The sequence below is a fragment of the Streptomyces sp. NPDC090021 genome (assembly GCF_044748225.1).
GTDB lineage: Bacteria > Actinomycetota > Actinomycetes > Streptomycetales > Streptomycetaceae > Streptomyces.
The window spans coordinates 211,911-230,853 of the sequence record NZ_JBIVFO010000004.1; the positions used below are offsets into that span (position 1 = coordinate 211,911).

Consider the following 18,943-nt stretch of genomic DNA (forward strand, 5'->3'; position numbering starts at 1 on the left):
GGCCCGGGTGGAGCCCGGCCCGGGTGGGGAGGGGCACGCCCCGCCGGGTGGGGGGCTCGCCTGCGTGCCTACCCGGCGGGCTCGATCACCACGATCGGGATCTCCCGGTCCGTCCTGGCCTGGTACTCGTCGTAGGCGGGCCAGTGCTTCACCATCACCGGCCAGTAGGCGGCGCGCTCCTCGGCGTTCGCGGTGCGCGCCGTGCCCTGGAGGATCCGGGTACCGACCTGGATGCGGACCTCGGGGTGTGCGCTCAGGTTGCGGAACCACAGGGGGTGCTCGTCGGCGCCGCCCTTGGAGGCGACGAGCAGGTAGCGGCCGTCGGCCTCACCGTAGATCAGGGCGGTGCGCACGGGGTGGCCGGAGACCCGGCCGACGGTGGTGAGCAGGAGGGTCTGGGTGCCGTTCCAGTACTGCCCCTCGGTGCCGCCGGAGCCCACGTACTGCCTGACGTGCTCCAGTTGCCAGCTCCCCTCCCGCGGGTCGGTCGGGTGGTCCCAGTCGATTCCGGTCGTCATGCGGTTTCGCCTGCCTTCGCGTCGAACGGTCAACGAACCTCACCAACGAGTGCCAACGCCCCGGGGTGCGGTGGCCATTCCGGCCGGAAGGGTGAACCCGTCGAAGACGTCGTCCAGCGCCCGCTGCGCCGCCCGGTCCGGCGTGGCGCGGACGGCGAGGTCGCGCAGGGCCACGGCGAGGGGGTGGGTGAGCGCGGCGATCCGGCCCGCCCGGCGGGCCCGGACCCGGATGGCGTCGGTGCGGGCGCAGCGGGCCACGCTGTAGGCGGCGAGGGCCGCCGGGACGCCCCCGGTCCCGGCCCCGGCCAGCAGGTGGGCGAGGACCACCGCGTCCTCGACGGCCTGGCAGCCGCCCTGGCCGAGGTTGGGCGTCATGGCGTGGGCGGCGTCGCCGAGCCAGGCCAGACGTCCGTGGTGGAAGCGGGGGAGCGGCGCCGCCAGGTCGTACAGGTCGTGCTGGAGCACGGCCGCCGGGTCGATCCGCTCCAGCAGGGCCGGGATCGGGTCGTGCCAGGTGCCGTAGCGGCGCAGGAGTTCGGCGCGGACGTCGGCCGGCCGGTACCCCTCGGGGACGACGGCGGTGGCGTAGACGTAGGTCCTGCCGTCGGCGAGCGGCACCACGCCGAAGCGCTCGCCGCGGCCCCAGGTCTCCGTGGTCGCCGTCCCGGCCGGGCCGGCGGAGGCCGGCAGGACGGTGCGCCAGGCGGTCTCCCCGCTGTGACGCAGGCCCGGGTGGTCCGGGAAGTACCGGCGGCGCAGCGGGCTGTGGATGCCGTCCGCGGCGACCACGAGATCGGCGGAGCCGTCGAGGTCGCCCGCCGAGGTGCGGACCACGGGGAAGCCGTCGGCGCCGTCCACGGAGGTGACCGCGGCGCCGTAGCGGACCGTCCCCTCGGGGAGCCCGCCGGCCAGGGCCTCGGCGAGCGCCGAGCGGTGCAGGGCGAGCGGCGGCCCGCCGTGCCGGGCGGCCAGGGCCGCGGTGTCGGCGCGACTGAGCCAGCGGCCATCGGCGCGGCGCAGGCCCATGGCGGCCGGGAGGGTGCGGCCCGCCGTGCGGGTGATGTCGAAGCCGATGGCGTCCAGGGCGCGCAGGGCGTTGGGTGCGAGGACGATCCCGGCACCGACGGCGGCCGGGCCGGGCGCCCGTTCGCAGACGGTCACCCGCCAGCCCGTGCGGTGCAGGGCCAGGGCCGCGGTGAGCCCGCCGATCCCCGCACCGACGACGACCGCGTGACGCTGGACTGCAGACATGGCGGATCCCTGCCTTCTCCCGGGGCTCTACAGCTGTAGAGGGTGACGGTGTCACTCTACAGTTGTAGAGTGACCTGATGTCCACCTCTCCTGCTGCGGATCGCAGAACACTGATCGCCGACACCGCGATCGGCCTCGTGGCCGCCGCCGGGCTCCGGGGCCTGACCCATCGCGCGGTCGACGGAGCCGCGGGCCTGCCCGCGGGCAGCACGTCGTACTACTTCCGTACGCGGACGGCGCTGATCGGGGCCTGCTACCAGCGACTGGCCGAGCTGGACCTCGCGGACGTGGACGGCGGGAGTCCCTCCGGGGTCGCCTCGTCGGCCCTCCCCGGGGCGTCCGGCCGGGACCCGGTCGGCCGGGAGGCGGTCGACCGGGAGGCGGCCGCGGCGGCGCTGGCGGGGCTGCTGTACCGCTGGCTGACCGTGGGGCGCGAGCGCCAGTTGGCCCGCTTCGAACTGAGCCTGGAGGCGGCGCGCAATCCGGAGCTGTCGGCGGGCCTCCAGCGGGCGGGGCGGGGGGCGCGGGTCCGGGCCGCCGGTATCGCCGCCGCCCTCGGGGCCGACCGGCCCGAGGAGGCCGCCGAGCTGCTCGTCGCCTGGACCGAAGGGCTCCTCTACGACCGGCTGGCCGGTGCCCGGGCCCGCTCCCGGCCGGCCCCGGACCTCGCCGAACTGACCGCGGTGGCCCGCCGGATGCTCACCGCGGCCCTGGCGGACCTGGCCTGAACGCGGAAGAGCCCCGCCGCACCGGGGGATGTGGCGGCGGGGCTCCTCCATCGGTACGCGCCGGCGGGATCAAGGCGGGAGGGCCGGTGCGTTCCTCCTGGTGGAGTGCGCTTACGCTACGCCCGGCGTGGCCGAAAATACACCCCTTCGCATGGCTTGATTCGTAAGTCCGGCAGGGGCAGGATTTTCTGTTCGGGCACCCCTAGGATCCGGTCATGATCGCTGAACTGCAGTGCGTGGTCCTCGACTGCCCCGAGCCGCAGGTGCTCGCCGATTTCTACCAGTCGCTGCTGGGCGGCAACGTCAACCAGCAGGACCGGCGTTGGTCCCTCGACGAGACCTGGGCGACGCTCCACACCCCGTCGGGTCCGGTGCTCGCCTTCCAGCGGGCGACGGACCATCAGCCGCCCCGCTGGCCCGACCCCAGCAGGCCGCAGCAGTTCCACCTGGACCTCGGCGTCGCGGACCTGGACCGGGCGCAGGAGGAGGTGCTCGCGGCGGGCGGGACCCTGCTCGACGGGGCGGACGGGCGCGGCTGGCGCGTGTACGCGGACCCCGCGGGACACCCCTTCTGCCTGGTCGGCGACTGACGGGCCCCGCCGATCGGTCAGCCGACCGGTCCGCCGGTCGGTCAGCCGGTCAGTCCGCCGGTCAGTCCGCGGACCGGATCCAGCCGGCGGCGTCGAGGAGGGCCGCGTCCTCGGGCCGGTCCTCCGTGAACAGCAGCCGGGCCGGTTCCGCCACGCGTACGACGTCCACGTACACCCCGCGGCCGACATAGCGGCCCGTGGCGGTGTGGCGGAACCGCAGCCGCACCTCACGGCCCGCCCAGGCAGCCGTGAGGGGGGCCTCCAGCCGGTGCCAGATGCGCCCGGACCAGCCGCCGACGGAGCCCCGCGGCCACTCCTCGGCGACGCCGCCGGTGGACCGCAGGGTGGTGAACGGCAGCGGCGACCAGTCCACGCCGTCCGCCGAGACCTCCAGGTGCAGGGCGCCCTCGCCGGGCACGGTGTCCCACCACACGGCGCAGCGCAGCCGGGCGGCGGCCGTGGCCGGGGTGAGCGGGGGCAGGGTGAGGGTGCCCGAGCCGCCGGGGACGTTCCCGGAGAACCAGGCGGCGCCGCCGTGCCGCGTACGGACCGGGACGGCCCGGGCGAAGCGGTTGCCCACGGCGACCCGCGGGGCGCTGCCGGCCCGCCAGGTGCGCACCGGGTGGACGGAGTTGCCCAGCAGGATCAGGAAGGAGTCGGTGGAGGGGTCGAGGACGAGGGAGGTGCCGGTGAAGCCGGTGTGGCCGGCCGAGTGCGGGGTGGCCATGGCGCCCATGTACCAGTGCTGGTAGAGCTCGAAGCCGAGGCCGTGGTCGTCGCCGGGGAAGGCCGTGTTGTAGTCGGTGAAGAGCAGTTCGACGGAGGCGGGGCGCAGGATCCGCCGGCCCGCGTAGGCCCCGCCGTCGAGGAGCGTGCGGGCCAGCACGGCCAGGTCCCAGGCGGTGCCGAACACCCCGGCGTGGCCCGCGACCCCGCCGAGGGCGTACGCGTTCTCGTCGTGGACCTCGCCCCACACCAGGCCGCGGTCCAGGCCGGACCAGGGCGGCCGCTGCACCTCGGTGGCGGCGGTGATCCGGCGCCAGGAGAGCGGCGGGTTGTACCGCGTGCGGTGCATACCGAGCGGAGCGGTGATCTCGTCGTGGAGCAGGACATCCAGAGTGCGACCGGTGATCCGTTCCAGGAGCAGTTGCAGCGCGATGAGGTTGAGGTCGGAGTAGCGGTAGACGCTCCCCGGGGTCTCCTGCGGCCTGACCGACCACAGCAGCCGCAGCCGCCCCTCGTGCGTCGGCTCCTGGTAGAAGGGCGCCCACGAGCGCAGCCCCGAGGTGTGCGTGAGCAGCTGACGGACCGTGATGAGCTCCTTGCCGCCGCCGGTGAACTCCGGCAGGTAGCGGCGCACCGGGGCCTCCAGCTCCAGGCGCCCGCGCTCCATCTGCTGCACGGCCAGGATCGAGGTGAACAGCTTGGTCAGCGAGGCCAGGTCGAAGACGGTGTCCTCCGCCATCGCGATCCGCTCGGCCGCGGGGAACTCCCGCACCCGGTCGGTCCGTCCGTCGTAGTCCGCGTACCGGACGGCGTGGCCCATGGCCCGGTGCAGGGCGACCGTGCGGCCCCGCCCGGCCAGGACCACGGCCCCCGCGTAGTACGGGTGCTCGGGGGAGGGGCCCAGGAACCGGCGGGCCTCGTCCGCCACCGCCTCCAGGTGCCTCTCCAGCAGTCCGGCCTGGCGCGCGGACCCGTACCGCAGGCGCAGCCCCTGCAGGGCGCGCCGCTCGGCCGGGCTGCCGGCCGCGCCCGCCGCGCCCGGGAGCGCCGCGTTCAGGACGAGCACCCCGCCGAGCGCGAGCAGCCGCGCCCCGAGCCGCCGCCGCCCCAGCGCGCGCCGGGCCCCGGACGCACCGTCACGGCCCGGCTCCGGCCGCCCCCCACGACCCCGCGCCACCGCCCGCGCCGGCTCCTGTGTCCGCTCGGGCTGCGGCTCCTGCGTCCGCCGAGACGTCCGCTCCGGTTCCCACTGCGGGCTCTGCTCCGGCGTCCCCTCCCGCGCCTGCTCCAGCCCCCCCTTCGGTTGCGGTCCGGGGCCCTGCCGGAGTGGGGACTCCAAGCCGTCCCCGCGCTCGTGCGGTTGCTCACGGCCGGTGCCGACCGTCCGTCCCGTACCGGCCTCCGCCACCGCCTCGGCCCCCGTGTCCACTGCCATGTCCGACCCTCCTCGTCCGCAATCCGCAACCCGCAACCCGCATTTCCCGCCCGCAGTCCCTTCCGGATGCCCGTCCCCCGGTCCGCACCGGCGGGGACGGGCACGCCGCAGGCGAGCGGGCATCCGGTCCGCCCGGACCTCCCGGCTCCCGGATCTGCGGAGCGTGCCGCAGGCTATGGGGTATCTGCCCGCCCCTCGGTCACCCTCCCCACCGACCGGGCCGTAAAGAATCTGACACTGCATCAGAAAATCTCTTCCCTCGGTCGCCGGGCTGCGGCATCCTGCCGCCCATGGAGACGGAGCTGAGCAGGAAACTGGGAGTCGAGCACGCCATCTTCGGCTTCACGCCCTTCCCCGCGGTCGCCGCCGCGATCACCCGGGCGGGTGGGTTCGGCGTACTCGGCGCGGTCCGCTACACCGCGCCCGACGACCTCGAACGCGACCTCGACTGGATGCAGGCGCACACCGACGGCAAGCCCTACGGCCTGGACGTGGTCATGCCCGCCAAGAAGGCCGTCGACGGCATCGGCGAAGCCGACATCGAGGCGATGATCCCGGCCGCGCACCGCGCCTTCGTCCGCGACACCCTGGCCAAACACCACGTGCCCGAGCTCGCCGAGGGAGAGGCCTCCGGCTGGCGCATCACCGGCTGGATGGAGCAGGTCGCCCGGCGCCAGCTCGACGTCGCCTTCGGCTACCCCGTCAAACTCCTGGCGAACGCCCTCGGTTCCCCGCCCGCCGACGTCATCGCCCGCGCCCACGACCACGGCATCCTCGTCGCCGCCCTCGCCGGCAGCGCCAAGCACGCCCGCCGCCACGCCGAAGCCGGCATCGACGTCGTCGTCGCGCAGGGCTACGAGGCCGGAGGCCACACCGGCGACATAGCCACCATGGTCCTGGTACCGGAGATCGTCGAGGCCGTCGCACCGCTCCCGGTCCTCGCCGCCGGCGGCATCGGCAGCGGCGAGCAGATCGCCGCCGGACTCGCCCTCGGCGCCCAGGGTGCCTGGCTGGGATCCCTCTGGCTCACCACCACCGAGGCCGACCTCCACTCCCGCGCCCTCACCGAGAAGCTCCTCGCGGCCGGCTCCGGCGACACCGTCCGCTCGCGTGCCCTCACCGGCAAACCCGCCCGCCAGCTGCGCACCGAGTGGACCGACGCCTGGGACGACCCGGAAGGGCCCGGCGCGCTCCCGATGCCGCTCCAGGGCCTCCTCGTCGCCGAGGCCGTCTCCCGCATCCAGAAGTACGAGGTCCAGCCGCTGCTGGGCACACCCGTCGGCCAGATCGTCGGCCGGATGAACAGCGAACGCAGCGTCCAGGCCGTCTTCGACGAGCTCACCAGCGGCTTCGAGAAGGCGATCGACCGCATCAACCGCATCGCCGGCCGAGTCCGAGAGGCGTGACCGCCATGACCGCCACCACCTCCACCACCCCCGACGCCGACCGGCAGCCGCCCAACGGCTTCTGGGCCCAGGCCGCCGCCGACCCCGGCCGCACCGTGCTGACCGCCCCCGGGGGCGAGGAGTGGAGCGCCGGCCGGTTGCACGCCGACGTCAACCGGCTCGTCCACGGACTGCGCGCCGCCGGGCTGGAGAGGGGCGACGTCTTCGCCGTCGTCCTCCCCAACGGCGTCGAGTTCCTCACCGCCTACCTCGCCGCCTCCCAGGCCGGCTTCTACCTCGTGCCCGTCAACCACCACCTGGTGGGGCCCGAGATCGCGTGGATCGTCTCCGACTCCGGCGCCAAGGTCCTCATCGCCCACGAGCGCTTCGCCGAGGCCGCCACCGCCGCGGCCGACGAGGCGGCCCTGCCCGCGAGCCACCGCTACGCCGTCGGAACGGTCCCCGGCTTCCGCCCGTACGGCGAGCTCCTCGACGGGCAGCCCGCGACCGCTCCCGCGGACCGCACCCTCGGCTGGGTCATGAACTACACCTCCGGCACCACCGGCCGGCCGCGCGGCATCCGCCGCCCCCTGCCCGGCAAGCTCCCGGAGGAGACCTACCTCGGCGGCTTCCTCGGCATCTTCGGGATCCGGCCCTTCGACGGCAACGTCCACCTGGTCTGCTCGCCGCTCTACCACACGGCCGTCCTCCAGTTCGCGGGCGCCGCCCTGCACATCGGACACCCGCTCGTCCTCATGGACAAGTGGACCCCGCAGGAGATGCTGCGCCTGATCGACGGCCACGCCTGCACCCACACCCACATGGTGCCGACCCAGTTCCACAGGCTCCTCGCCCTCCCGCAGGAGACGAAGGACGCCTACGACGTCTCCTCCATGCGGCACGCCATCCACGGCGCCGCGCCCTGCCCGGACCACGTCAAGCGGGCGATGATCGACTGGTGGGGCGGCTGCGTTGAGGAGTACTACGCGGCGAGCGAGGGCGGCGGCGCCTTCGCGACGGCCGAGGACTGGCTGAAGAGGCCGGGCACGGTGGGCAAGGCCTGGCCGATCAGCGAGCTGGCCGTCTTCGACGACGACGGCAACCGGCTGCCCCCGGGCGAACTGGGCACCGTCTACATGAAGATGAACACCGGCGGCTTCAGCTACCACAAGGACGAGGGCAAGACGAAGAAGAACCGCATCGGCGACTTCTTCACCGTCGGCGACCTCGGGCTCATGGACGAGGACGGCTACCTCTTCCTCCGCGACCGCAAGATCGACATGATCATTTCCGGCGGGGTCAACATCTACCCGGCCGAGATCGAGTCCGCCCTGCTCACCCACCCCGCCGTCGCGGACGCCGCCGCCTTCGGCATCCCGCACACCGACTGGGGCGAGGAGGTCAAGGCGGTCGTCGAACCGGCCGAGGGCTTCGCGGCCGGGGACGCCCTGGCCGCCGAGATCCTGCACCACTGCGAGCGGCAGCTCGCCGGGTACAAGCGGCCCAAATCCGTCGACTTCATCGAGACGATGCCGCGCGACCCGAACGGCAAGCTCTACAAGCGCCGGCTGCGGGACCCGTACTGGGAGGGCCGCGAGCGCGCCATGTGAGCGCGGGGAAGGTTCGCCACGCCGGGAGATCCGTGAGAAACGCCACGTCAGGGCCGGAGGAGCGTGCCGTACGCCGCACCCGGTGGACACTTCTGGCAAGTTGGCAGATATGGGTACGACGAAGCGCAGATCCCCCCTGACCGACTGGACCGTCCTGGTCCCCGTGGTGGCGCTGGTCGCCCTGGTGTTCAGCTGGGGGCGGGAACTGCCCGGCTTCGCCGTGGTGCTCGTCGCCCTGTGCCTGGCCGGTGCGGTCCTGGCGGCCGTCCACCACGCCGAGGTCGTCGCCCACCGGGTCGGCGAACCCTTCGGATCCCTCATCCTCGCCGTCGCCGTCACGGTCATCGAAGTCGCACTGATCGTCACCCTGATGGCCGACGGCGGGGACAAGTCCGCCTCGCTCGCCCGGGACACCGTCTTCGCCGCCGTCATGATCACCTGCAACGGGATCGTCGGTGTGTCCCTGCTCGTCGGCGCCCTGCGCAACCGGGTCGCCGTCTTCAACCCCGAGGGATCGGGCGCCGCCCTGGCCACCGTCGCCACCCTGGCAACCCTCAGTCTGGTCCTGCCGACCTTCACCACGAGCAAGCCCGGCCCCGAGTTCTCCACGGGGCAGCTGACCTTCGCCGCGGTCGCCTCGCTCGCCCTGTACGGGCTGTTCATCGCCGTCCAGACGGTCCGCCACCGCGACTACTTCCTGCCCGTGGACACCGGCCGGGACGCCGACGCCCACCAGGTGGACGACCACGCTGCGCCGCCCACCGGCCGCGCCGCCCTGCTCAGCCTCGGCCTGCTGCTGGTCGCGCTCGTCGCGGTCGTCGGCGACGCCAAGGCCGTGTCCCCGACCATCGAGGCGGCGGTGGCCAAGGCAGGCCTGCCCCAGGCCGTCGTCGGTGTGATCATCGCCCTGCTCGTTCTGCTGCCGGAGACCCTGGCCGCCGTCCGCGCCGCCCGCCGCGACCGCGTGCAGACCAGCCTCAACCTCGCCTACGGCTCCGCCATCGCCAGCATCGGGCTGACCATCCCGGCGATCGCGCTGGCGTCCATCTGGCTTTCCGGCCCGCTCCTGCTCGGCCTCGGCCCGGTCCACATGGTGCTGCTCGCGCTGACCGTGGTGGTCAGCACGCTCACCCTCGCCCCCGGCCGCGCCACACCGCTGCAGGGCGGGGTGCACATCGTGGTGCTGGCCGCGTACCTCTTCCTGGCCGTCAGCCCGTGAAGGCCGGGGGCCGGGGGCCACGGCCGGGCTACGGCCGGGCTACGGCCGGGCCACGGCCGGGCCGGGGGCCGGGAGGAGGCACGCGGGCAGCGGTCACCGCCGCTCGCGCACCAGCACCACCTCCAGCCGGGGCGAGGTGAGGATGTCCCGCTCGCAGAGGCGCGCCCGGACCCAGCGTTCCCCGGAGAACAGCCGGGTCTGGTCCGCGTGGTACGGCGAGCCCGGGTCCGAGGACTGGCTGTACGTCAGCAGGGGCCGCGCCACCGGGCAGGAGCTGCCGTCCCAGCCGACCGCCTGGATGTGGCTGGACCCGTTCGCGACGTCGGGGTAGCCGCCCGCCGCCGCGTTCCACCGCGCCTCGATCTTGTTCCAGACGCCGAACGCAACTCGGGCGGTGTCCTGGTCGCCTCACGGCAGGTGGAGGACGTGCTCTACACCCATCCGGACGTGGCCGAGGCCGCGGTGGTGGGCCTGCCCGACGAGCGGTGGATCGAGGCGGTCACCGCGGTGGTGGTGCCGCGCGGCGCGGTGACGGAGACGGAGCTCAAGGCCTACGCCCGTGACAGGCTCGCCCACTTCAAGGCTCCGAAGCGGGTGCTGTTCGTGGACGCGCTCCCGCGCAACGCCAGCGGCAAGATCCTCAAGCGGGAGCTGAGGGACCGGATCCGGGCGCAGGGCGGCTGACACCCGTACGGGCGCGCGGGATCAGCCCGGTCCCAGGTGGTGGTGACGGGCTCCGTCCCCGGGCAGGACGCCGCTGCGCCGCAGGCGCCGCAGAGTGAGGTGCTCGTGCACGAGGCGGCCGACGAGCGCGCCGCCGTAGACCACGAAACCGACGCCGACGAGCCAGGACTGGACGACCAGCAGCGTCCCGAAGGGGCCGTAGGTCACGGCGTTGGAGGCGATGAGCGGGGAGAACACCAGCTGCGAGAAGATCCGCAACCCCAGCAGCCCGATACTGGTGGCCACCGCTCCCGGGACCAGGGCCCGCCAGCGGACCCGTCCGCCGAGCAGCAGACGCTGCGAGCCGATGAAGAACAGGCACGTGCCGAAGAGATCGCCGAGCGTGCCGAGGGCCGTACCGAAGGCGTTGTCGGACGGAGCGGGGATCACCACGAGCAGCCCGAGGTAGCAGACCAGCAGGGCGAGCCAGACGACATGCCGCCACATGGTGTGCCAGCGGGCGGTCGGCAGGTCCCACACCTTCTCGTAGCCGGTCTGCACGGCCGAGCCGAAGGTCAGGCCGAACACGGTGAGGGCGGCCAGCCCGAAGGCGGTGGTCCGCTCCAGCGCCAGGTCCGCCGCGCCGAAGACCATCTCGATCCTGGCACGCGAGTGCGCCGCGACCCCGAGGGCCTGGCCGAGCCACCGGCCGAATCCGGATCCGCTCCCGGGTGCCGCGGCGGCCACCACCACCAGCAGCGGCACCAGGGTGAGGAATCCGAGGGCCGCGAAGCCCATCGCCCGGTGCATCAGCTCCATCTCCCGGCCGCGGCTCCAGGCCAGCCCGACGGAGGAGCCCTGGAGCCGGTCGTGGAGCTGCCGGAGGGTCGAGATCACGCCTCATGCACTACCCGGACGTGCCCGTCGGCTCCCGGGAGCCGGACCGAAATGGGCCCGAAGGGGTGGTTTCGTTCGCGCTGATCCCTCCGGCGTCGGCCTCGCGCCCGGTGCGCGGGTGTTCTCGGCCCCGCGGATCCGGGACCCCGCTGACGCGCCGAACCCGCCGTCTGGTCAACTGTGGCGCATGACGCGCACCCTGTACCTGCTCTGTTCGGCCGCCCCGCCGGTCTTCGACGTCGCCCGCGTGGTCGAGGACGCCCAGGCGCGCGGCTGGGACGTGTGCCTCGGTCTGACCCCGACGGCGGCCCACTGGCTGGCAGAGGGCACCGACGGCCTGGCCGCACTCACCGGGCACCCGGTCCGCAGCCGGTACAGGATGCCGGCGGATCCGGACGTGTGGCCGGAGGCGGATGCGATCCTCGTCGCCCCGGCGACGTTCAACACGGTCAACGGCTGGGCGCTCGGGCTCACGGACCGGTTCGTCGTCGGCGTGGCCGCAGAGGCCATCGGAAAGGGCACCCCGCTGGCCGTCATGCCGTGCGTGAACACGGCGTACGTACGGCACCCGCAGTTCGAGCAGAGCATCGCCGTCCTGCGCGGCGCGGGTGTCCGGGTGCTGTACGGCGAAGGCGGCTTCACCCCCCACCCGCCGGGCCTGGGCGGCACGCAGCCGTACCCGTGGGAACCGGCCCTGGACGCCATGGACGACCTCGTCCGGGAGGACCATTGGCCGGGCGGGTGAACCGCGGCGGGCGCCGCCGGGCCGGCCGGTCTCCGTCTCCGCCGTGTCTCCGGCCCGGCGGGCACCTCCGGGCGACGGTCCGCGCTCTTCGTCCACACCGACCAGCCGAGCGAACACCGCCCCGGTCGGCGCATGCCGCCTCGCGCAACGGCGCACCGGGCCAACGGAAACCCCGAGGCCATGGTGAAGAGCGGGACCGGTATGCGGCGCGGAACTCCTGACGGACATCACCGCAGGTGCACGACACGGTCGGCGACCGGATTCTCACGATCTGCTAGCAGCTGATGCGCGAACCGTCCGGTGTCGCCTCGGTGGACCAGGAGAACCAGGTCCGGGCGGCCACGCCGAGCAGGGACGCCGGGTGCGGCTGCGTGCCGTAGAACTCGCGGAGCTGCTCGGGGGAGGCGAAGCCGAGGGTGATGCTCGGCCGGCCGGCGGATTCGAAGCAGAAGACGGCGAAGCCGCCGCCGAACGCCGTGTCCAGGTCGTGCGCCGGGCGCCATCCCGCCGCGGCCGCCTCCCGGCCGTAGTACTCCAGGACTTCTTTCCTGGTCCCGCCGTACGCGTAGAACCGCGTCGCGGTGAGCCAGGCGTCACCGGTGTCGTCCACGCAGTGGGCCCCGGCCCACGGTTCGCCGCCGAGGGACACGGCACCCTTCGGGCGCAGTTCCAGCGCGGGCAGCTGCTCGAGTTCGGCCAGGGCCGCCTCCGTTCCCCCACAGCCTTCGAACGGGGGGAGGAGGGCACATCCGCTCAGGCCGGTTCCGACGAGCAGAGCCGCCAACAAGGCCCGCACGGCAAGCATGTTCATGGCGAGATTATGACCCTGCCCGGCCCCTGCCCGTCGACAGGGCCTCATCGGAGTCGAGTTGATGGTCCGACCAGACGTAGCTCTCGGGGAGCAGTTCGCCGATGGGGACGGACCGGACGCGGTCGCCCGCGCCGACGATGACCTCGATGGCGGGGAAGTAGTCGAGGAGGACCTGGCGGCAACGGCCGCACGGCGGTACGACCCCGCGGTCCCGGTCGCCGACGGCGACGATCGCGTGGAGTTCGTAGACGCCCTGGGCGGCCGCCGCGCCGATGAGGACCAGCTCGGCGCACGGCCCGCCCGAGAAGTGGTAGGCGTTCACCGCGGTGACGATGCGGCCGTCCCGTGCGCGGGCCGTGGCGGCCACGGTGTGGTTGTCGCCCCGGCAGCGGGTGCGGGCGATGTCGGCCGCCGCCTCGATGAGCGCGTGGTCGACGTGGTGGGTCCGGGTGGTCATCTCTCCGCCTTCTTCGGGTGTCCGCCGACGGTGCCCCGGACGGCGACGGCGCGCAAGCCGATATCGCCCACGGCGATGACACCGCGCACGGCGGTCCGGTGGCGGAGACCAGGGCGACGAGCCGGACGCGACGGCGCCGTCGTGCGCGGCCGTGGGCCTGCCTTCGTCGCTCGTGCCCGAGTGATCGGCGCCCGCATCCGAGCGGTCCGTACCGACGCCGACCTCACCCGGGAAGCCCTCGGCGAGCGCGTCGGCGACCCCGTGACGGGCGCATGTCCGCGTCAGGAGGCCGGGGGTCGGCCGGAGGTGCGCAGGTCGACCAGTCTCTTGATCTTGCCCACCGAGCGCTCCAGCGTCTCCGGATCGACCACCTCGACCCGGACGGACACCCCGATCCCCGCCTTGACCGCCTGGACCACGGCCGCCGCCGCGGACTCCCGCCGGGCGGTGTCCGACTCCCTGCGCGCCTCCACCCGGACCGTCAGGGTGTCCATCCGGCCCTCCCGGGCCAGTCTCAGCTGGAAGTGGGGCGCGAGCCCCGGCGTCCGCAGCAGGATCTCCTCGATCTGGGTCGGATACAGATTCACCCCGCGCAGGATGATCATGTCGTCGCTGCGGCCCGTGATCTTCTCCATCCGCCGGAAGGCCGGCCGGGCCGTGCCGGGGAGCAGCCGCGTCAGGTCCCGGGTGCGGTAGCGGATGACCGGCATCGCCTCCTTGGTCAGGGAGGTGAACACCAACTCCCCGAGCTCACCCTCCGGCAGCACCGCACCCGTCAGCGGATCCACCACCTCCGGATAGAAGTGGTCCTCCCAGATGTGCAGCCCGTCCTTGACCTCGACGCACTCCTGAGCCACGCCCGGCCCGATGACCTCGGACAGGCCGTAGATGTCCACCGCGTCCATGCCGAGACGTTCCTCGATCTCGCGGCGCATCTCCTCGGTCCACGGCTCCGCACCGAAGATCCCCGTCCGCAGCGAGGTGGTGCGCGGGTCGATTCCCTGGCGTTCCATCTCGTCCAGCAGGGTCAGCATGTAGGACGGGGTCACCATGATGACCTCCGGTCGGAAGTCCTCGATGAGCCGGACCTGGCGGTCCGTCATCCCGCCCGAGGCGGGCACGACCGTACATCCGAGGCGTTCGGCGCCGTAGTGCGCGCCCAGCCCGCCCGTGAACAGCCCGTAGCCGTAGGCGATGTGGACGATCTGGCCCGGTCGGCCGCCCGCTGCCCGTATCGAACGGGCCACGACTTCGGCCCAGGTGGAGAGGTCCCGCTCGGTGTAACCCACAACGGTCGGCCGCCCGGTGGTGCCGCTGGACGCGTGGATGCGGCGCACCTCGGAACGCGGCACCGCGAACATCCCGAAGGGGTACTGGTCGCGCAGATCGGCCTTGGTGGTCAGGGGGAACAGGGCGAGATCGGCCAGGGAGCGGCAGTCGTCGGGATGCACACCCGCCTTGTCGAACGCCTGCCGGTGGAACGGCACCCGCTCGTACGCGCGGTGCAAGGTCTCCCGCAGCCGCCTGAGCTGGAGGGCGGCCAGCTCGTCGTGGTCCAGCCGCTCGCCCTTGTCGTGGAATCCCGCCTGCACCGCCATGTCGTCACCTCATCGTGAGTGGGCCCCGAGAACCCGACCGATCATTCGGTAGATTGCCAGGAATTCGCAGGTTTAATCAATGACTCGAACGAGTGATCGTCTGGTCTGATGGCCTCATGCCCGATCCCGCCATGAACGGCGGAACCCGGCTCGCCCACCGCACCCCGGGCGAAGGGCTGCCCCTGGTACCCCTTCTCGGGCGATGACCGGCGCGGGATAGGCTCCGCCTGCCCGCGACCCCTTGTGCAGATCACAGGGCCGGGCCTGACCGAACTGGGGGGTTCATGAGATTGCTGCCACATGGCAGAGGACTGTCCGGCATCCGGGGGAGAAGCCGTACGGCCCTCACCACGGGAGCCCTGCTGCTCGCCGTCCTGACGGCGGGCCCGAACGCGTCCGCCCTCGCGGCACCGGCGCCCGGTTCCGCTGACGGCCCCGGCGCCGTCGCGCCGTCCGCCGCGCAGCCGTCCGCGGCCGGTCCCGAGGCCGCGCCGGAGTCGGATCCGAAGGCCGCGTGGGAGGCTGCCTCCCGTGCGGTCGGGGTGAGCGGCGCAGCGGGCGCCTGCCCGGCTGCTCTGGAGCCGCACGCCGTGGTCCGTTGCACACTCGAGGCGAACAAGACCGCTTCCTTCGCCCTCACCATGCCGCAGCCCAAGGACGTGGTGCTGCTCGAGGTTCCCAGCGGGACCACCCGCAAACTGATCGGCCCGGGCGGCACGGCCGTGCCCTGCGCGAGCGTCTACGGTCCGACGGAAACGTACTCACCGCTGCAGTGCTCCATCAGCCAGGCGGGGGCGTACACCCTCGAGGTGAGGAGCAGCGATGGAAGCCGGGCCGACCTCACCCTCTCGTACACCCCGCTGCTCTCCACCACCGCCTGCCAGGCGGTCGGGAAGTCCGATCACAAGCTCGGCGCACCCACCGTCTTCCACAACTCGCCGTCGACCCCGCAGGGCGCCGACTGCTACACGCTGGACCTGGCTGCCGGCGATGTCCTGCAGAGCCGTATCCGCTCGAGCTCCGGCTCCCTGAGGCTGTTCTACGACGCCAACGGCAAGCAGGCGTGCACCTCGCACGACAGCCGTTCCGCGGCCCTCGAGTGCAAGCTCGCCGGCACCGCGCCGTTCCGTGCCTACGTGTCCGACTGGGGTGGTAGCTACGACCTGACCATCTCACGACTGTCCAGGCCCGAGAGCTGCCCGGTGGTGGAGGCCCAGTCTCACGGGGTCTCTCCGGAACTGGGCTCCACCGTGCGCTGCCGCACGCTGCGGGTCGCGCAGGCCGGCGCGTACACGATCGACCCGGTCTCCTCCGGCCTCGTACCGCCCGGTCAGGTGTACCGGTGGGACGGGACTCCGGGCAGTTGTTCGTCCGGCACCGATCCCTGCGCCCTGGCTGCCGGCGACCACACCTGGCTGGTCAGGGGCGACCTCGACCACGCCGGAGCGTTCGGCATGGCCTTCCGCTCCACCGGGGAAACCCGGGGCTGCACCCCGGGCAACGACAACGGCCTGGTCGCAGGCCCGTCGAACGGTACCTTCGCCGGCCCCGGCCAGGCCTTCTGCCTGACCCTGCCGACGGCCACCGGCAAGGGTGTGTACCTCCTCGACCGTCCGCCCACCGGCGGAACCAGCCTCGTGGTGACGGTCTACGACGCCTCGGGCGCGCAGCAGTGCCAGGTCGTCGGCTACAACAACCCCATCTGCCGACTGACCGGCACCGCCCCCTTCCGCGCCGTCCTGACCGGCACACCCGACAGGGCGTACGGGCTGGTGGTCCACCGGACCGGTGAGGCCGCAGGCTGCGCCCCCTGGCGCCAGACCGGCTTCGACAGCACTGCGGGAGCCAGGGTCACCGTGTCCGAGACCGTGCGCCAGGCGTGCCTGAGCGTGCCCGCGGATCAGCACGCGACGGTGGAGGCGATCGGCCGCACCGCTCTGTCCACGGGCATGTCCACGACGCCGGTCCATCTGGTCGACCCGGCGGGTGTGGCCTGCGTGGCCGACGTCTGCGCCCTGTCCGCCGGTGTGCCGTACACGGCGCTGGTGGTCGGGCACCTCGGTCCGGAAACGTACGAGCTGGCGCGACGTGATGTCTCCTCGCGTGCCAGGTGCGTGTCCGCGCCCTCCACGAAGGTCGGTGGCCCGTCCCTCCCCTTCGAGCTGACATCCGGCCTGGACGCCCGCTGCATCCGTGTCGCCGCCGCCCCCTCGGACAAGCTCTGGTTCGGTGCGCGCACACCCGTCGACCGCTCCACCCCCACCGCCGCCACCGTGACGGCCGTCGACTCCGCGGGCGCCGTCGCCTGCCGGCAGGACCAGGGACCCTCGTGCCGGGTCACCGGCTCGACCTCGTACGTCGCCGTCGTGAGCCTCCCCCGGTACCAGGGCAAGCCGGTCCGCGTCAGCGTGGACTCCTGGACGGTCGGCACGGCGGCGGGCTGGGTACCGGAGTGCACGGCCGACCGCGTCTCGAACGACTCCTCGGTCGTCCGAAGCGGTGTGCTCACCGAGCAGGCCACCGCCCGGTGCGCCGTGGTGGCCATGAAGCCCTCCCACCGGTTCGTGGCCGGTGTGGGCATCACCGCGGACGACCTGGGCAAGGGCTCCGGCCCCGTCGAGGTGAGCCTGCACAACGGGCCCGGCTGGGCGCGCTCCGCCACCGCATCCGGATACGGGTGCACCGACGGTGTCTGCGCGGCCTCCGGCAGTGCCGAACCCGGCGACGCCGTGCTGCTGCTGAGCGCCGGAAGGGCTGCCACACCGGTCGAATACAGCATGCAGGGGCCCTGCTCCGCCGACTGCAAGGCCGCCCCCGCCTCCTGGGTGAGCGGGATCAGCCCGTCGAGCGGACCGGCAGGCACCCTCAACCAGGCCGTCATCCACGGCACGGGGCTGCGCCTGAGCACCGAAGTGAGGCTGATGCCCAGTGACGACCCGTTCGCGGAGGGAACCGTCATCGACCAGCTCTCCGTGAGTCCTGACGGCAGTTCGATGAAGGTGCTCGTCGACACCAACGGCCTTGAGCCGGGTCTCTACGACGTGGGGTCCTACGTCGGGGGGCACCGGATCGCCAAGGCGTACACGGTCACCGCGCCCTCGCCCGAGCAGACGGGCAGCCGGTTCGTTCCGCACGGTCCGTCCCGGTTCCTGGACACCCGGGACGGCACGGGTGCCAAGAAGGAACGGGTCGGCCCCGGCGGGGTCGTCACCCTCCAGGTCGCGGGCGTCAAGGGCGTTCCGGCGACCGGGGTCACGGCCGTGGTCATGAACGTCACCGCGGTCCAGCCGACCGAGGCCGGGCACGTGATGGTCTACCCGAACGGGCAGCCCACACCCAAGGTGTCGAACCTCAACTTCGCACCCGGGCAGATCGTCCCCAACCTGGTGACGGTGCCGGTCGTGAACGGCAAGGTGGACCTGCGCAACAATGCCGGTTCGGTGGACCTGATCGCCGACGTCACCGGCTACTTCACCGACAAGGCCGGGGCCGGCTCCGCGCTGAACCCGATCACGCCCGCGCGGTTCCTGGACACGCGCGACGGCACGGGTGCGAAGAAGCAGCGGGTCGGCCCCGGCGGCGTGGTCACCGTGCAGGTGGCCGGTGTGAAGGGTGTTCCGGCGAGCGGGGTCACGGCCGTGGTCATGAACGTGACCGCGGTCCAGCCGACCGAGGCGGGACACGTGACGGTCTATCCGAACGGCCAGGCCGCACCGGGTGTGTCGAACCTCAACTTCACGCCCGGACAGATCGTCCCCAACCTGGTGACGGTGCCGGTCGTGAACGGCAAGGTGGACCTGCGCAACAACTCCGGTTCGGTGGACCTGATCGCCGACGTCACCGGCTACTACGCGGCCACCGGTTCGACCTTCTCCGCAGCGGGCCCGGTCCGGCTCCTCGACACCCGCGACGGCACCGGCGCCCGAGCCGGAGCGGTGTCACCGGGCGGTCTCGTGAGCGTCCGTGTGGCCGGGGTCGCAGGCGTGCCCGCCCAGGGAGTGACCGCGGTGGTCCTCAACGTCACTGTGACCAACCCCACCGAGGCGAGCCACCTGATCGTGCACCCGCACGGGGCCGGACGGCCGGCCGTCTCCAATCTCAACTTCACGGCCGGGCAGACCGTCGCCAACCTGGTGGTCGTCCCCGTCGTCGACGGCCGGGTGACGTTCTACAACAACTCCGGTTCCGTCGACGTGATCGCCGATCTGAGCGGCTACTTCACGTCCTGACACCCGGGCAGGAACCGGCGAGTGCCCCGCCCGATCGCTGGATCGGGCGGGGCACTCGGTGTGCGAGGGAGGCGTGATGCG

The 18,943-nt window shown here is 73.0% G+C and carries 14 protein-coding genes and 2 pseudogenes; 8 read left to right on the top strand and 8 right to left on the bottom strand.

The genetic code is table 11. From position 1 onward, the window contains the following. Positions 1-68: 68 nt before the first annotated feature. Both ACIPXC_RS04560 and ACIPXC_RS04565 read right to left on the bottom strand, forming a co-directional pair. Complete coding sequence (locus ACIPXC_RS04560) at positions 69-518, bottom strand: nitroreductase family deazaflavin-dependent oxidoreductase (protein ID WP_401613462.1); 450 nt, start codon at positions 516-518, stop codon at positions 69-71. A 39-nt stretch (positions 519-557) separates the two neighbouring features. Further along, positions 558-1,769: an FAD-dependent monooxygenase gene (locus ACIPXC_RS04565; protein ID WP_401613464.1), complete on the bottom strand. Its 1,212-nt coding sequence runs from the start codon at positions 1,767-1,769 to the stop codon at positions 558-560. 77 nt (positions 1,770-1,846) lie between these two features. Between ACIPXC_RS04565 and ACIPXC_RS04570 the strand changes: the two genes are divergently transcribed. Further along, positions 1,847-2,497 (top strand): TetR/AcrR family transcriptional regulator, encoded by a 651-nt coding sequence (locus ACIPXC_RS04570; protein WP_401613466.1) that lies wholly within the window; start codon positions 1,847-1,849, stop codon positions 2,495-2,497. 215 nt (positions 2,498-2,712) lie between these two features. Further along, positions 2,713-3,087 (top strand): VOC family protein, encoded by a 375-nt coding sequence (locus tag ACIPXC_RS04575; RefSeq protein WP_401613468.1) that lies wholly within the window; start codon positions 2,713-2,715, stop codon positions 3,085-3,087. A gap of 61 nt (positions 3,088-3,148) precedes the next feature. Here ACIPXC_RS04575 and ACIPXC_RS04580 read toward each other — a convergent pair whose 3' ends face one another. Continuing rightward, positions 3,149-5,248 carry a serine hydrolase gene (locus tag ACIPXC_RS04580; RefSeq protein ID WP_401613470.1) on the bottom strand — a complete coding sequence of 700 codons (2,100 nt, stop codon included), beginning with the start codon at positions 5,246-5,248 and terminating at the stop codon, positions 3,149-3,151. A 290-nt stretch (positions 5,249-5,538) separates the two neighbouring features. Here ACIPXC_RS04580 and ACIPXC_RS04585 point away from each other — a divergent pair, with 290 nt between their 5' ends. The 3 genes from ACIPXC_RS04585 (at position 5,539) to ACIPXC_RS04595 (ending at position 9,462) form a co-directional block, all read left to right on the top strand. Next, a complete protein-coding gene (locus ACIPXC_RS04585) occupies positions 5,539-6,654 on the top strand; it encodes a nitronate monooxygenase (RefSeq protein ID WP_401613472.1) in 1,116 nt (371 codons plus the stop codon). 5 nt (positions 6,655-6,659) lie between these two features. Further along, positions 6,660-8,243 carry an acyl-CoA synthetase gene (locus tag ACIPXC_RS04590; protein ID WP_401613474.1) on the top strand — a complete coding sequence of 528 codons (1,584 nt, stop codon included), beginning with the start codon at positions 6,660-6,662 and terminating at the stop codon, positions 8,241-8,243. Positions 8,244-8,352: 109 nt separating this feature from the next. Continuing rightward, positions 8,353-9,462 carry a calcium:proton antiporter gene (locus tag ACIPXC_RS04595; RefSeq protein ID WP_401613476.1) on the top strand — a complete coding sequence of 370 codons (1,110 nt, stop codon included), beginning with the start codon at positions 8,353-8,355 and terminating at the stop codon, positions 9,460-9,462. Positions 9,463-9,555: 93 nt separating this feature from the next. Here the strand turns inward: ACIPXC_RS04595 and ACIPXC_RS04600 are convergent. Beyond that, positions 9,556-9,846, bottom strand: a pseudogene (locus tag ACIPXC_RS04600) (penicillin acylase family protein); the annotation flags it as partial. On the opposite strand from ACIPXC_RS04600, the pseudogene ACIPXC_RS04605 reads away from it, so the two are divergent. Then, positions 9,847-10,146: pseudogene (locus ACIPXC_RS04605) on the top strand (acyl-CoA synthetase); the annotation flags it as partial. Positions 10,147-10,167: 21 nt separating this feature from the next. Here ACIPXC_RS04605 and ACIPXC_RS04610 read toward each other — a convergent pair. Continuing rightward, positions 10,168-11,022, bottom strand: coding sequence for a YhjD/YihY/BrkB family envelope integrity protein (locus ACIPXC_RS04610; protein WP_401613478.1), 855 nt, complete (start codon positions 11,020-11,022; stop codon positions 10,168-10,170). Positions 11,023-11,209: 187 nt separating this feature from the next. Between ACIPXC_RS04610 and ACIPXC_RS04615 the strand changes: the two genes are divergently transcribed. Beyond that, on the top strand, positions 11,210-11,767 hold the full coding sequence (locus tag ACIPXC_RS04615) for a flavoprotein (RefSeq protein WP_401613480.1): 558 nt from the start codon (positions 11,210-11,212) through the stop codon (positions 11,765-11,767). 274 nt (positions 11,768-12,041) lie between these two features. Here the strand turns inward: ACIPXC_RS04615 and ACIPXC_RS04620 are convergent, their stop codons facing one another. The 3 genes from ACIPXC_RS04620 to paaK all read right to left on the bottom strand — a co-directional run bounded on the left by ACIPXC_RS04620 (position 12,042) and on the right by paaK (position 14,633). Beyond that, positions 12,042-12,578 (bottom strand): hypothetical protein, encoded by a 537-nt coding sequence (locus ACIPXC_RS04620; protein ID WP_401613482.1) that lies wholly within the window; start codon positions 12,576-12,578, stop codon positions 12,042-12,044. 7 nt (positions 12,579-12,585) lie between these two features. After that, positions 12,586-13,035, bottom strand: coding sequence for a cytidine deaminase family protein (locus ACIPXC_RS04625; protein WP_401613484.1), 450 nt, complete (start codon positions 13,033-13,035; stop codon positions 12,586-12,588). A 281-nt stretch (positions 13,036-13,316) separates the two neighbouring features. Beyond that, on the bottom strand, positions 13,317-14,633 hold the full coding sequence (gene paaK / locus ACIPXC_RS04630; RefSeq protein WP_401613486.1) for a phenylacetate--CoA ligase PaaK: 1,317 nt from the start codon (positions 14,631-14,633) through the stop codon (positions 13,317-13,319). 284 nt (positions 14,634-14,917) lie between these two features. On the opposite strand from paaK, the gene ACIPXC_RS04635 reads away from it, so the two are divergent. Continuing rightward, positions 14,918-18,862, top strand: a complete 3,945-nt coding sequence (locus ACIPXC_RS04635) for a hypothetical protein (RefSeq protein WP_401613488.1) — start codon at positions 14,918-14,920, stop codon at positions 18,860-18,862. Positions 18,863-18,943: the final 81 nt, after the last annotated feature.